Annotated in this window: 8 protein-coding genes and 1 pseudogene; 7 read left to right on the top strand and 2 right to left on the bottom strand. The window is 73.0% G+C overall.

Annotated elements, in window-relative coordinates; all coding sequences use genetic code 11:
- Nucleotides 1-5: 5 nt before the first annotated feature.
- From C7C46_RS15435 to C7C46_RS15420, 4 genes are all read left to right on the top strand, one after another.
- Nucleotides 6-1,262: a glycoside hydrolase 5 family protein gene (locus tag C7C46_RS15435; RefSeq protein WP_110669974.1), complete on the top strand. Its 1,257-nt coding sequence runs from the start codon at nt 6-8 to the stop codon at nt 1,260-1,262.
- 213 nt (nt 1,263-1,475) lie between these two features.
- A complete protein-coding gene (locus C7C46_RS15430; RefSeq protein WP_110669972.1) occupies nt 1,476-4,505 on the top strand; it encodes an alpha-mannosidase in 3,030 nt (1,009 codons plus the stop codon).
- A gap of 211 nt (nt 4,506-4,716) precedes the next feature.
- Nucleotides 4,717-5,007: a hypothetical protein gene (locus tag C7C46_RS15425; RefSeq protein ID WP_110669970.1), complete on the top strand. Its 291-nt coding sequence runs from the start codon at nt 4,717-4,719 to the stop codon at nt 5,005-5,007.
- A gap of 131 nt (nt 5,008-5,138) precedes the next feature.
- A complete protein-coding gene (locus C7C46_RS15420) occupies nt 5,139-6,086 on the top strand; it encodes an endo-beta-N-acetylglucosaminidase H (RefSeq protein WP_110669968.1) in 948 nt (315 codons plus the stop codon).
- Nucleotides 6,087-6,269: 183 nt separating this feature from the next.
- On the opposite strand, the gene C7C46_RS35045 is transcribed toward C7C46_RS15420, so the two are convergent.
- Nucleotides 6,270-7,109, bottom strand: a complete 840-nt coding sequence (locus C7C46_RS35045; protein ID WP_181442367.1) for a hypothetical protein — start codon at nt 7,107-7,109, stop codon at nt 6,270-6,272.
- Nucleotides 7,110-7,254: 145 nt separating this feature from the next.
- Here C7C46_RS35045 and C7C46_RS15410 point away from each other — a divergent pair, with 145 nt between their 5' ends.
- The gene (locus tag C7C46_RS15410; RefSeq protein WP_181442369.1) at nt 7,255-8,013 is read left to right on the top strand and encodes an ABC transporter ATP-binding protein; all 759 of its coding nucleotides are present in this window, start codon (nt 7,255-7,257) and stop codon (nt 8,011-8,013) included.
- Nucleotides 8,010-9,971, top strand: coding sequence for an FtsX-like permease family protein (locus C7C46_RS37315; RefSeq protein ID WP_110669964.1), 1,962 nt, complete (start codon nt 8,010-8,012; stop codon nt 9,969-9,971). The genes C7C46_RS15410 and C7C46_RS37315 overlap by 4 nt, the downstream gene beginning before the upstream one ends.
- Before the next feature lie 87 nt (nt 9,972-10,058).
- Here C7C46_RS37315 and C7C46_RS15400 read toward each other — a convergent pair whose 3' ends face one another.
- Nucleotides 10,059-12,257, bottom strand: a complete 2,199-nt coding sequence (locus C7C46_RS15400) for an FG-GAP-like repeat-containing protein (protein ID WP_181442366.1) — start codon at nt 12,255-12,257, stop codon at nt 10,059-10,061.
- A gap of 281 nt (nt 12,258-12,538) precedes the next feature.
- On the opposite strand from C7C46_RS15400, the pseudogene C7C46_RS15395 reads away from it, so the two are divergent.
- Nucleotides 12,539-12,998 (top strand): annotated as a pseudogene (locus tag C7C46_RS15395) (hypothetical protein); the annotation flags it as partial.

Raw genomic sequence — 12,998 nt, 5'->3', positions numbered from 1 at the left:
ACCGGATGACCTACTCGACGGGGGCCGCTCCGCGGTTCGGCGTCAACTACACGCCCAGCCGCGGCTGGTTCCACCACTGGCTGGACTTCGACCTCGACCCGGTGCGGCGCGACCTGGACGCGATCGCCGCGCTCGGCCTGGACCACCTGCGGGTCTTCCCGCTCTGGCCGCTCTTCCAGCCCAACCGCACGCTGATCCGCCCCCGGGCCCTCGAGCAGCTGGCCGCGCTGGTGGACGCGGCGGGCGAGCGCGGGCTGGACGTCGCGGTCGACGGCCTCCAGGGCCACCTGTCCAGCTTCGACTTCTTGCCCGCGTGGACCACCAGCTGGCACCGGCGCAACCTGTTCACCGATCCCGCGGTGGTCGCCGCCCAGGCCGCCTACCTGGAGACCCTGGGCCGCGCGCTGGCCGGCCGGGCGAACTTCCTCGGCCTGACGGTCGGCAACGAGGTCAACCAGTTCTCCGGCGACCCGCACCCCGATCCGGACCGCATCTCCCCCGCCCGGGCCGCCGACTGGCTGACCGGACTGCTGGCCGCCTGCGAGCGCGGCGCGCCGGGCCGGCTGCACCTGCACGCCTCCTACGACGCCGCGTTCTACCAGGACGACCACCCGTTCACCCCCGCCCACTCGGCCCGGCTCGGCGCCGTCACGGCGGTGCACTCCTGGGTCTTCAACGGCACCGCCCAGCGCTACGGCCCGGATTCGGCGGCCACCGTGCAGCACGCCGCCTACCTGGTCGAGCTGGCCAAGGCCTGGGCCCAGGACCCGCACCGCCCGGTCTGGCTGCAGGAGGTGGGCGCACCGGCCCCGCACATCGCTCCCGGGCGGGCCGGCGCGTTCACCCGCGCCACCGTGGCCGCCGCGCTGGACTGCCCCGACCTGTGGGGCATCACCTGGTGGTGCTCGCACGACGTGGACCGCGCGCTCGCCGACTTCCCCGAACTGGAGTACACCCTCGGACTGCTGACCACCGACCAGCGGGTCAAGCCGGGCGGCCGGGCGCTGGCCGAGGCGGTGGCCGAGGCGCGGCAGGACTGGCGCCCGCCCGGGCCGCGGCGCACCGCGCTGGTGCTGGACCTGCCCGAGGCCGCGCCCAAGCGCTCCACCTGCGCGCCGGGCGGGGCCTTCTTCGAGGCCTTCATGCGGCTGGCAGCCGACGGCGCCCGCCCCACCGTGCTGCTGGCCGAGCGTGTCGCGGACCCTTCGGGCCTGGCGGCGCGGGGTATCACCGAGATCGTCACGGTCGCCGACCTCACCTGACGCACCACCGGGGGTGGACGGCCGCACCTGACGCACCACCGGGCGGCGGCGACCTCGCCCGACGCACCACCGGATGTCGACGGCCACATCTGACGCACCACCGGATGTCGACGACCGCACCTGACGCACCACCGGATGTCGACGACCGCACCTGACGCACGACCGGATGTCGACGGCCGCACCTGACGGACCACCAGATGGGGAGTAGCGCCCATGCATGACGACCGCACCCTGGTCGAAGCCCGGCTCAAGCGTGTGCTGGAGGAGCGGATCCGCCCCGCGGTGTACCCGGAGTCGGTACCGCTGTCGGTCGGCGCCTGGACCGCCCCCGGGGAGCCGGTCCCGGTGGCCGAGGGGCTGGCCGCGCCGCGCAGTCCGGTCGCGGTCGGCGACCGGTGGGGCGCGCCGTGGAGCACCAGCTGGCTGACGGTGGCCGGCACGGTGCCCGAGGAGTGGGCCGGCCGGTGTGTGGAGGCGCTGATCGACCTGGGCTTCGACAAGAACATGCCCGGCTTCCAGTGCGAGGGCCTGGTCTACCGTCCGGACGGCAGCCCGGTGAAGGGGCTGAACCCGAACAACCAGTGGGTCCCGATCGCCGGGCGGGCGGTCGGCGGCGAGCAGGTGCTGCTGCACGTCGAGGCCGCGGCCAACCCGGTGGTCCTCGACTACCACCCCTTCCTGCCCACCGGGTTGGGCGAACTGGCGACGGCCGGCCGTGAACCGCAGTACCGGCTGACCCGGATGGACCTGGCCGTCTTCGACCGGACGGTCTGGGAGCTGGTGCTGGACCTGGAGGTGGTCGGCGAGCTGATGGCCGAGCTGCCGGTGGACGGGGCCCGCCGCTGGGAGCTGCTGCGCGCGGTCGAGCGGGCGCTGGACGCGGTCGACCTGCAGGACGTCAACGCCACCGCGGCCGCCGCCCGGGCCGCGCTGGCGGAGGTGCTGGCCGCTCCCGCCGCACCGTCCGCGCACCGGATCAGCGCGGTCGGCCACGCGCACATCGACTCCGCCTGGCTGTGGCCGCTGCGCGAGACGGTGCGCAAGGTGGCCCGGACCACGGCGAACATGACCGCCCTGCTGGCCGACCACCCCGAGTTCGTCTACACCATGTCGCAGGCCCAGCAGTACGCCTGGATCAAGGAGCACCGGCCGGAGGTGTACGCGAAGGTCAAGGAGGCGGTGGCCGGGGGGCGGTTCGTGCCGGCCGGCGGCATGTGGGTGGAGTCGGACACCAACATGCCCGGTTCGGAGGCAATGGCCCGTCAGTTCGTCCACGGCAAGCGGTTCTTCCTGGAGGAGTTCGGGGTGGAGAACAAGGAGGCCTGGCTGCCGGACACCTTCGGCTTCACCGGCGGCCTGCCGCAGATCATCCGGGCGGCCGGCTCGCGGTGGCTGCTCACCCAGAAGATCTCCTGGAGCCAGGTCAACTCCTTCCCGCACCACACCTTCTGGTGGGAGGGCATCGACGGCACCCGGATCTACACCCACTTCCCGCCGGTCGACACCTACAACTGCTCGATGAAGGGCAGCGAGATCGCGCACGCCGTCCGCAACTTCAAGGAGAAGGGCCGGGCCACCCGGTCGCTGGCACCGACCGGGTGGGGCGACGGCGGGGGCGGCACCACCCGGGAGATGGTCGGCAAGGCGGCCCGGCTGCGGAGCCTGGAGGGCTCCGCAGCGGTCCGCTGGGAGACGCCGGCCGAGTTCTTCACCCAGGCGCAGGCCGAGTACCCCGACCCGCCGGTCTGGGTGGGCGAGCTGTACCTGGAGCTGCACCGGGCGACCCTGACCAGCCAGGCGAGGACCAAGCAGGGCAACCGGCTCAGCGAGAACCTGCTCCGGGAGGCCGAGCTGTGGGCCGCCACCGCCGCGCTGCGGGCCGGGTTCCCCTACCCGTACGCCGAGTTGGACCGGATCTGGAAGACCGTGCTGCTGCACCAGTTCCACGACATCCTGCCCGGGTCCTCGATCGCCTGGGTGCACCGGGAGGCCGAGGCGACCTATGCCGCCGTCGCCACCGAGCTGACGGCGATCGTCGAGGCCGCACAGCGCACCCTGGCCGGGCAGGGCGGGACCGCGCTGGTCTTCAACTCCGCCCCGCACCAGCGCTCGGGTGTCCCGGCCGGCGGCGCCGCCCCCGCCGCCGCGCCGTCGGACGGCTGCACCCTGCGGGAGCGGGCGGGCGGCGGGTACGTGCTGGCCAACGGCCGGCTGCGGGTCGAGCTGGACGGGCGCGGCCTGCTGGTCTCCGCCTACGACCTCACCGCCGGGCGCGAGACCGTCGCCCCCGGCGCGGCCGCCAACCTGTTGCAGCTGCACCCCGACTTCCCGAACATGTGGGACGCCTGGGACGTCGACCAGTTCTACCGCAACACCGGCACCGACCTGACCGGGGTGGACGAGCTGACCGTGCTCGCCGACAAGCCCGAGGCCGTCGCCGTCCGGGTGACCCGCTCCTTCGGCGCCTCCACCGCGGTCCAGACCCTGACCCTGGCCGCCGGCGCCCACCGCATCGACCTGGACACCGAGGTGGACTGGCACGAGACGGAGAAGTTCCTCAAGCTCGCCTTCCCGCTCGACCTGCACGCCGACCGCTACGCCGCCGAGACCCAGTTCGGCCACCAGTACCGGCCCACCCACACCAACACCAGCTGGGAGGCCGCCAAGTTCGAGGCCTGCAACCACCGGTTCACCCACTTCGCCGAACCCGACTGGGGCGTCGCACTGGTCACCGCCTCCACCTACGGCCACGACGTCACCCGAACCGTGCGCCCGGCCGACCACGGGGTCAACACCACGGTGCGCGCCTCCCTGCTGCGCGCCCCGCGCTTCCCCGACCCGCACACCGACCAGGGCCGGCACCGGTTCCGCCACGCCCTGGTCCCCGGCGCCACGATCGCGGACGCCGTCCGGGAGGGCCACCTGGTCAACCTGCCCGAGCGCACGGTGCTCGGGGCCGCCGCGGCGGTCGTGCCGCTGGTCGAGCTGGACGGCGAGGAGGTGGTGGCGAGCGCCGTGAAGCTGGCCGACGACGGCAGCGGTGACCTGGTGGTGCGCCTCTACCAGGCCACCGGTACCCGCAGCCGGACCACGCTGCGCACGGACCTGCCGGTGGTCTCGGTCCACGCCTGCGACCTGCTCGAACGGCCGCTGCCGGACGGGCACCCACCGCTGCGTGACGGCGCGGTCGCGCTGGCGCTGCGGCCGTTCCAGTTGCTGACCCTGCGGCTGGGGCTGGGCTGACTGCTGGTCAGGTCTTCCTGAGGGCTGACTTCCAGTCAGGCCCGGGTCGCTGATACCGGCCAGGGCGGGCGGGCTGCTCCCGGCCGGGCCCCCGCTCTGCGGGGGCGGCGAGCGCCCCCCGCCCGGCGGCGGCCCGACGCCGTGTCACCCAGGCGCGGCCTGCCGTGTACCGCCCCGGTTTGCGGTTGCGGACAGCGGCTACACGCCACTCATGAATGGCAGATACGCCGGGCCAGGAGCGGCCCGCACAGTCATACTCGTCACCGACATCGTCGCAGGCCTGCTGTGCCTGTGGATCGCCCTCTACCTGCTCAACGCCAACCCCTCCAACGACCTGGCGAGCTGGGTCCACTCGGCGGCCGACTGGCTGTCCGGGTGGGCCCACGACCTCTTCACCCCCTCCCAAGGCTGGCTGCGAACCCTGCTCAACTACGGCCTCCCTGCCCTGGTCTACCTGTTCCTGGGCCACCTCGCGGCCGGCTGGGTGCGCCGCGTCCGCTGACCTCCGAGATTCCTGCTCCGCAGCGGTTCGTCCCCAACAACCGCTGCGGGCAGGGGTCTTGACGCACTCACGACTCCGGGAGCATCCTCACAACAACTAAATCGTTTTACCTCCAGGGAGGTCGATCGGCCATGCGTGGTTCCAGATCCGGAGTGAGGTGGGCGTCGCTGCTCACCGCCGTCCTGACGCTCACGTCGGGCGCGGCGGCAGGCGTCGCACAGGCCGCTCCCGCACCCCTCGGGCAGCCCGGGCCGGCCCAGCAGCGGCCAGTGGGCGGTGCGACGAAGACCGGACCGGTCTCCATCGCCTACGTGGAGGTCAACAGCAACAGCATGCTCAACGTGGGCAAGTACAAGTTGGCCAGCAACGGCGCCAACGTGTTCGACATCGCGGTTATCTTCGCCGCGAACATCAACTACGACGGCAGCAACGCCTACCTCTCCTTCAACCCGCAGGTGCAGAGCGTCCTCGACAACGCGGCGACACAGATCAAGCCGCTCCAGGCGAAGGGCATCAAGGTCGAACTGTCGGTCCTGGGCAACCACCAGGGCGCCGGCTTCGCCAACTTCCCCTCCCAGGCCGCCGCGGCGGCCTTCGCCCAGCAGCTGTCCAGCGCCGTCACCCGGTACGGCCTGGACGGCGTCGACTTCGACGACGAGTACGCCGACTACGGCGTGAACGGGACCGCCCAGCCCAACGACAGCTCCTTCGTCTACCTGGTCCAGGCGCTGCGCAGCGCGCTGCCGCACAAGCTCATCACGCTGTACGACATCGGCCCGTCGGCGTCGAGCCTGGTCTACAACGGCACGGACGTCGGCCCGCTCTTCGACTACTCGTGGAACCCGTACTACGACTCCTTCAGCGTGCCGGAGGTGTCCCTGCCGGACAGCCGGCTCGGCCCGGCGGCGATCGACCTCGGCTCGACCCCGGCCTCCGACGCGACCTACCTCGCGCAGCAGACCGTGAGCGGGGGCTACGGGGCGTACCTCACCTACAACCTGACCAGCACGGACGTCCACAGCTACATCTCGAGCTTCACCCGCGCGCTGTACGGCAGCCGAGCGGTGTACAAGCCCTGAACCCGACCCGGCCGGCGGGTCCAGGCCGCACGTCAGCCCGGACCGGCCTGCGCACCCGGTCATCCCGAAGGACGACACGGCTGATCCCCAGGGATGACCGGGAGCTGAGAACGCATCATTTCGAGCGATCCGGCGCCGTGGAGCGCGAACCTACGCTCACGGACATGAACCGAACCCGCCGCATCACGAGCGCCGCCGCCCTCGCCCTCGCCCTCGCCCTGTCCGTCCCGCTGGCCGGGTCCGCCGCAGCCGCGCCGACGGCGCCGGCCTCCGCCCCACCCGCTGCTGCCGTCGCCGTCGCCGTCGGCAGCTCGGTCCCCCCCGCCTTCCACGGCGAACTGCCGCGCCCGACCGGCCCGGTCCTGGCCGCTGCGACCGGCCCGGGTCAGCCGGTGCGCTCCCGGGCTGCTCGCCTGCTCGGGAGCGCACCGTCGGCTCGCGCACCGGGTCCTTGTCGGGGATCACCTGGGGCTGGACCTCGTCCGGCAGCAACGGGCCCCGGCTGACTGGGGTCCAGGCCTTCACGTCGAGCGGAGGTCGGACCTCGGCGTCCGGGGCGAGCCGCAGACCGGCCATGGCGAGGAAATCGGAGAGTTCGATCCAGCCGCCGTCGGTCCCGTCGTCCCAACTGGTCCAGAGCCTCGACGCCTCGCCATCCCAGGTGTCGAGGTCCTCGCTCGGATGCTGCTCGACGGTTCCCTCGCCGTGCCGGTACCGCAGGTACAGGTACTGACCCGTGGTCGTCCAGGCGTCCCACTGCGACGGGCAGGCCCCGGAGGTACGCACCACCCGCGCGAGGGTCACATCCTCGTGCAGGTAGGCCTCGACAGGACCCAGTCGCTGGTCCTGGGCGATGAGGAGGTCGTCCACGAGACCGAGCAGGCGGATGCTGCCGCTGGGGAACTGGAGCGTGAGGCCAGCTGTGAAGCCGACATGGCCGTCGTTGTAGGCGATCTGCCGAACCGAACGGATCGTCTGTCCGACAAACCGGGTCACCGGAACATTCGGCGAATCGTCGAGCACAGTCCGGGGGCTTCGATGCGTTGCCACTCGGACCTGGGTGTCGGCGCACCGCGCCTTCGGAGTGGCCGAGCGACCCGGCCTCGCTGGGCGAATAGCGGTGGCCGAGGTGGTCGGGCGCATGGTAGGTATACGCCCTGTGATGATCATGGGGGATACGGTCCTAGGACTGGAACAGTTGCACCGCACCTACGGCACCGGCCCGGAGGCCGTGCACGCGCTTGCGGGGGTGGACGTCGGCTTTGCTCGGGGGACCTTCACGGCGGTGATGGGCCCGTCCGGGTCCGGCAAGAGCACCCTGCTGCAGTGCGCGGCGGGCCTGGACCGGCCGGACTCGGGGCGGGTGGTGCTGGACGGGGTGGAGCTCGGGAAGCTGACGGAAACTCAGCTCACGGTGCTGAGGAGAGATTTGCTGGGCTTTGTCTTCCAGGCCTTCAACCTGGTCGGCTCGCTGACGGCGGAGCAGAATGTCGGCCTGCCGCTGCGCCTGGCGGGCAGACGCCCGGACCGCGCCGAGGTCGAGCGGGCGCTGGGCCAGGTCGGGCTCGGCCATCGGATGGGGCACCTGCCCTCGCAGCTGTCCGGCGGCCAGCAGCAGCGGGTCGCCATCGCCCGGGCGCTGATCAGCCGGCCCAAGGTGCTCTTCGCCGACGAGCCGACCGGCGCGCTGGACAGCTCCAGCAGCCGCGACGTGCTCGCGCTGCTGCGCTCGCTGGTGGACGAGGAGGGCCAGAGCACCGTGATGGTGACCCACGACCCGGTCGCCGCCGCGCACGCCGACCGGGTGCTCTTCCTCGCCGACGGCAAGCTGGTGGACGATCTCGCGGCGCCCACCGCGCAGCAGGTCGCCGAGCGGATGACCGCGCTGGAGACGGCCCCGCACAGCCCCACGCAGGTGGGCCGGTGAGCACCCTGCTGACCCTGCTGCCCGTCGCCGCGGCGAGCCTGCGCCGCCGCCGGGCCGCCTTCGCCGGCTCGTACCTCGCCCTCACCCTGGGCGTCACCCTGGTGGCCACCACCGGGGTGCTGCTCAACGACACCATCGGCGACGACTCCCCGCTCGGTGCGCCCTCCCTGCACAAGGTGCTGACCTTCGCCTCCGGGATGGCTGCCTTCGTCGCGGTCTTCGTGGTGGCCAGCACCTTCGCCTTCGCGGTGGCCCAGCGCCGCCAGGAGACGGCGCTGCTGCGCGCGGTCGGTGCGACGCCCCGTCAGGTCCAGCTGCTGATCATGGGTGAGGCGCTGGTGATCGCGCTGGCCGCCGTGGTCTCGGGCTGCCTGCTGGCCCTGCCGGCGGCGCCGGTGCTGGCCGCCTGGCTGGTCGCCAGAGGAGCCGCCCCGGCCGGGTTCACCGCGCAGCCCGCGCCGGCACCGCTGCTGGTGGCGGCCGCCGTCGGTCTGGCGGTCGCGCTGCTCGGTGCCTTCGCCGCCTCGGTCCGAGCCAGCCAGGTGCGCCCGGTCGAGGCGCTCGGCGAGGCCGCAGTGGACGGCCGGGTGATGACCCCGGTGCGCTGGGCCTGCGCCGCGCTGCAACTGGGCGGGCTGCTCGCCACCCTGGCGTTCTACCTGTGCTCTCCCCTGCTGCCCTCGGCCCCGGGCGGCGGCGGTGGCGCCCAGGTCCAGGATCCGCAGTTCGCCACCCAGTGGGTGATGGCGATCGACCTGATGGCGATCGTGGCGCTGAGCCTGTTCGCCCCGCTGCTGGTGCCCGCGCTGGTCCGGCTGCTCACCTGGCCGCTGCGCCGGACGGTGAGCGCCCCCGCACTGCTGGCGCGGCAGAACGCGCTGACCTCGGTGCGCCGCACGGTCTCCACCGCGACCCCGGCCTTCCTGGTGATCGCGCTGACCGGCACGGCGGTGGGCAGCACCGCGGCCTTCGCCGACGCGATGACCGCCCAGGGCCGGGCCGCCACGGCCGCCCGCTACGTGCTGCGCCCGGGCACCGCACCGCTGCCCGCCGACGCCGCCCGGCAGCTGACCACCGCTCAGCCGGGTCTGCGGGCCACCGCGACCACCTCGCTGGTGATCAGCGGACTCGGTGCCGACGCCGCGTCCTTCGCCGACCGCTCCGAAAACTCCGCCGCCTCCGTCCCCTCTGCTGCCACCGTCGTCGACGGCGACCTGGCGACCGCCTTCACGCTGCCCGCCGTCCACGGGACCGCCGCCGACCTGCACGGCCAGAGCCTGGCCGCCTCCACCGACCAGGCCGCCGCGCACGACTGGCACCTCGGCGACCAGGTGCGGCTGCGGCTGGCCGACGACACGGTGGTGTCGCTGCGCCTGAGCCTGGTCTACCGCACCCAGCTGGGTCTGGACGAGGTGCTGATCGCGGGCGACGCGGTGGCCGGCCACCTGGGCGGCACCCACCCGAGCGCGGTCTACCTCGGCACGGCACCCGCCGCGCCGCCGCCCGGCACCGTGCTGACGGATGCCCAGCACCCCGGACCCGATCCCGGCGCCCGCTACTCCTGGATCGTGATGACCACGGTCCTGGGCCCGGCCCTGCTCTACGCGCTGCTCGCGATCGTCAACACCATGGTGATGTCGGCCGCGGACCGCCGGCGCGACTTCGCCGTGCTGCGGCTGGCCGGCACCGAGCGCCGCCAGGTGCTCGGCATGGTCGCACTGGAGGCGCTGCTGGTGGTGGCGACCGCCGCCGTGCTGGGGCTGCTGGTCACGGCGGTCACCCAGGTCGGCACCTCCGCCCTGCTCAACCACCGGATCCTGGCCGGGCAGACCAGCGTGGCGCTGCACCTGCCCTGGCTGCCGCTGGGCGGCGCCGGTCTGCTCTGCGTGCTGCTAGCGCTGGCCGCCAGCCTGCTGCCGAGCCGGCTGGCGCTGTCGGGGCCGGGCCGGACGGCCTGACCGCTGCGCACCGCCGACAGAAGGCCGGCGCCGGGCGGACCCCGTGATGGGGTCCGCCCGGCGCCGGCGTTTCGCGCTGACTGGGCGTCAGTTCACCGATCTGGTGCCCTGCCCCCAGCAGGGGCTGTCCCAGACCCGGACCGGGTCCTGCAGGCCGCCGGTGCCGTAGGGGTCGGCGGTGAGGGCGTAGACGGACTGGTGGCCGCCAGGGCCGCAGCTGCTGCCGGTGGCGCCGTAGTCCGTGAAGAGTGCGATGTCGGCCTTGCCGTCGCCGTTGTAGTCGCCGACGCTCATGAAGCTCGGGACGACGCCCAGGGCAGTACCGTGCCAGCGCTCGACCAGGCCGCCGAAGGCGCCGTCGCCGTTGGCGTGCGCCGTGAGGGTGATCAACTGCAGGGTGGGGGTGCCGTCGTCGAAGAGCAGCACGAGGTCGCTCCTGCCGTCGCCGTCGATGTCGCCGGAGCTGACGGCCTTGGTGCCGCTGCCGAAGCCGGGGCTGTGCCAGGCCTGGACGGGGCCGGCCAGAGCGCCGCTGCCGACCGGGTCGGCGCTGAAGGTCCACACCGCCCGGCGGGCGTCCTGCAGGCAGTTCGGCCCGTTGCCGTCACCGCAGTCGGTGTAGAGCGCGACGTCGCTCTTGCCGTCGCCGTTGTAGTCACCGGTGACCATGAACTTGGTGCTGGTGCCCATGGTCTTTCCCTCCCACTGCGGGACCAGGCCGCCGAAGCCGCCGTCGCCGTTGCCGTCGGCGGTCAGGGTGAGCAGCTTGAGGTCGCCGCCGCCGTAGTCGTAGAGCAGCGCGAGGTCGCTCTTGCCGTCGCCGTTGAAGTCGCCGGCGCTGAAGTAGGCGGTGCCGCTGCCGAAGCAGGGGCTCTCCCAAGCGGGCTGGGCGAGGGGGTGCAGCGAGCCGTCCGCGGTCCCCTGCCACTCCAGCACGGCCACGTGGGAGCCCTGCGGACAGGTCGCGGTGGGGCCGTAGTCGTACAGCGCCGCGAGGTCGGCCCGGCCGTCGCCGTTGAAGTCGCCCGAGGTGGTGAACCGCTGGCCGGCCGGCTGGCAGGGCCCGTCCCACTGGGTGGCCGGGCTGAGCTGAGTGCGCGGATCCGGCTGTCCGGCCAGGTCGAAGAAGGTGGTGTGCCGGGTACCGCTCCGCGCGCACGTGTTGGGGGCGCTCGGGCCGTAGTCGTAGACCATCGAGATGTCGCCCAGGCCGTTGCCGTCGTAGTCGTGCGCGGTCTTCGGGGCACGGACCGTGTCGACGAAGTGGGTGCCGGCGGTGTGGAACGAGCTGACCTGGCCGTCCAGCTGGGTTGGGGGCAGCGCACCGGTGTTCGTGTAGTAGACCCAGCTCACCTTCTCGTCCCAGGTGCTGGGGTGGCCCGGTGCCAGGGCGGTGAACCAGGTGTTGAAGTCGATGGTCATGGGCTCGCGCGGGGCGTAACTCGGGTCCGCGGGGAAGTACGGCGCGCCGTCCAGGTAGAAGGTGGCGGCTTCGGCCCCGCCGGAGGCCGTGGCGACCGTCATCTCCAGGGTGTGCCAGCCCTGGAGGTGGTTCACCGCGTCGTGGTTGTTGAAGTTGGCCTTGTCCTCGGCGATTTTCGCCGCCGGCTCCGCGACGTGGTACCAGGACGTGGTCCAGAGCGACGGGTTGGTGGAGGCGCCGCTCCAGCCGCCGGCCGGCAGGTACTCGTTGTCGAGCTCGCTGTAGAGGTCCCGGCGCAGCGGGTTCTCCGGCGCGATGGTGTAGAACGCCTCCACCGGGCGGGCACCGGGGTCGCCGCTGGTGGGCTGGTCGTTGAAGTAGACCCGCGCCGCATAGGTGCCGGTGGTGAACTTGCGCTGGGTGGTGGAGACCTGCGCCTGGTGGGCGGTCCTGCCGTCGTTCGTGGCGCGCAGTTGCATCACCGGGCCGCCGACCGAGGGGTCGAACGGGAAGGTCACGTTGTCCTTCGACCAGTCGGCGAGGACGGCCTTGGTGACCGGGTCCTGCGGGCCGGGGCCGGACCCGAGCTGGCCGTCGCGCGGGGTCCACCCGTGTGCGGCGAAGGCCGGGTCGGAGGTGTCGGTGTTGTAGTGGAAGTCGTCGAAGAGGGTGCCCACGGGGGCCGTGGCGACCGACGGGCTGCCGACGTTCAGGGTGGCCGGCGCGAGCGGTGCGGCCGTGGCGCCCGTAGGGCCGAGTGCGGTCGCGGCGCAGGCCAGCAGCGCCGTGGCGAGCAGCGCGAGACGTGACCGGCCCCCGCGACCGGTCCGGCCCGTGCGCGCGCACGGAGGGGCGTGATCCATCGGATCTCCAGGAAAGATAAGGAGGAAACGGAAAAAGGGGATTGGCCTCGGCTGATTGCGCATCAAGTTCGCAGGCGCACGGGCGAGTCAGCTGATCACACCATCAGCTTTGCCGTGCGGTCAAGGAGGATCCTGCTCGGCCGGCACCGGCGCGACCGCAAGGCCCTGCGTCCAATCGGTTCGACTACGAAGCCACCCGGGCGGTGCACCCCGTCCAGGTCCGGGCGGCCGTCTAGCCTGATCGCCAGCGGGGGAACCATTGACTCCCTTGGAGGTGAGCCGTGCAGACCGAAGTGACACGGCATCAGCCCGATCGGCGGCACGGCGGCCGGGTCGAGCGCGGGTTCCGGCGCCCGGGAGCACTGCTCTCGCTGGCCACGGCGGCCGTCCTGGCCTTCGCCTGCGCCGGGCCGGCCCCAGCAGCGGTCGTGGCTCCGGCCAAGACCGCAGCCACGACCCCGGCTACGGCCGGCTCCAGCAGCTCGCCCGCGGCCCGCCCGGACGCCACCCCCGTCGACTCGCCCGCTGCCGCAGAGGCCATGCAGGCGTACTGGACGGCCGAGCGTATGGAGCACGCCGTCCCGCTCGACGCCCCGGGGCCCGCCGTCACGCCCGCCACGCCCGCCACCGCGGCTGACGCGGCCACCGCGCCCGCACCGGTCGGCGAGCCGGGCAGCACCGAACCGGCCGCGCCCACCCTGCCCGCCCGGTCCGGCCCGCGGCCCTGCGTTCCACAGTTGA

It is taken from the genome of Streptomyces tateyamensis, from assembly GCF_003205575.1.
In the GTDB taxonomy this organism is placed as follows: Bacteria; Actinomycetota; Actinomycetes; order Streptomycetales; family Streptomycetaceae; genus Kitasatospora; species Kitasatospora tateyamensis.
This window is presented reverse-complemented; position numbering and strand designations above follow the sequence as displayed.

Coding starts and splice junctions, on each gene's coding strand:
- C7C46_RS15420 (WP_110669968.1), top strand. CDS start 5,139: ATGCGTGGTTCCAGATCCGGAGTGAGGTGGGCGTCGCTGCTCACCGCC.
- C7C46_RS15430 (WP_110669972.1), top strand. CDS start 1,476: ATGCATGACGACCGCACCCTGGTCGAAGCCCGGCTCAAGCGTGTGCTG.
- C7C46_RS15435 (WP_110669974.1), top strand. CDS start 6: ATGACCTACTCGACGGGGGCCGCTCCGCGGTTCGGCGTCAACTACACG.
- C7C46_RS15425 (WP_110669970.1), top strand. CDS start 4,717: ATGAATGGCAGATACGCCGGGCCAGGAGCGGCCCGCACAGTCATACTC.
- C7C46_RS15410 (WP_181442369.1), top strand. CDS start 7,255: ATGGGGGATACGGTCCTAGGACTGGAACAGTTGCACCGCACCTACGGC.
- C7C46_RS15400 (WP_181442366.1), bottom strand. CDS start 12,257: ATGGATCACGCCCCTCCGTGCGCGCGCACGGGCCGGACCGGTCGCGGG.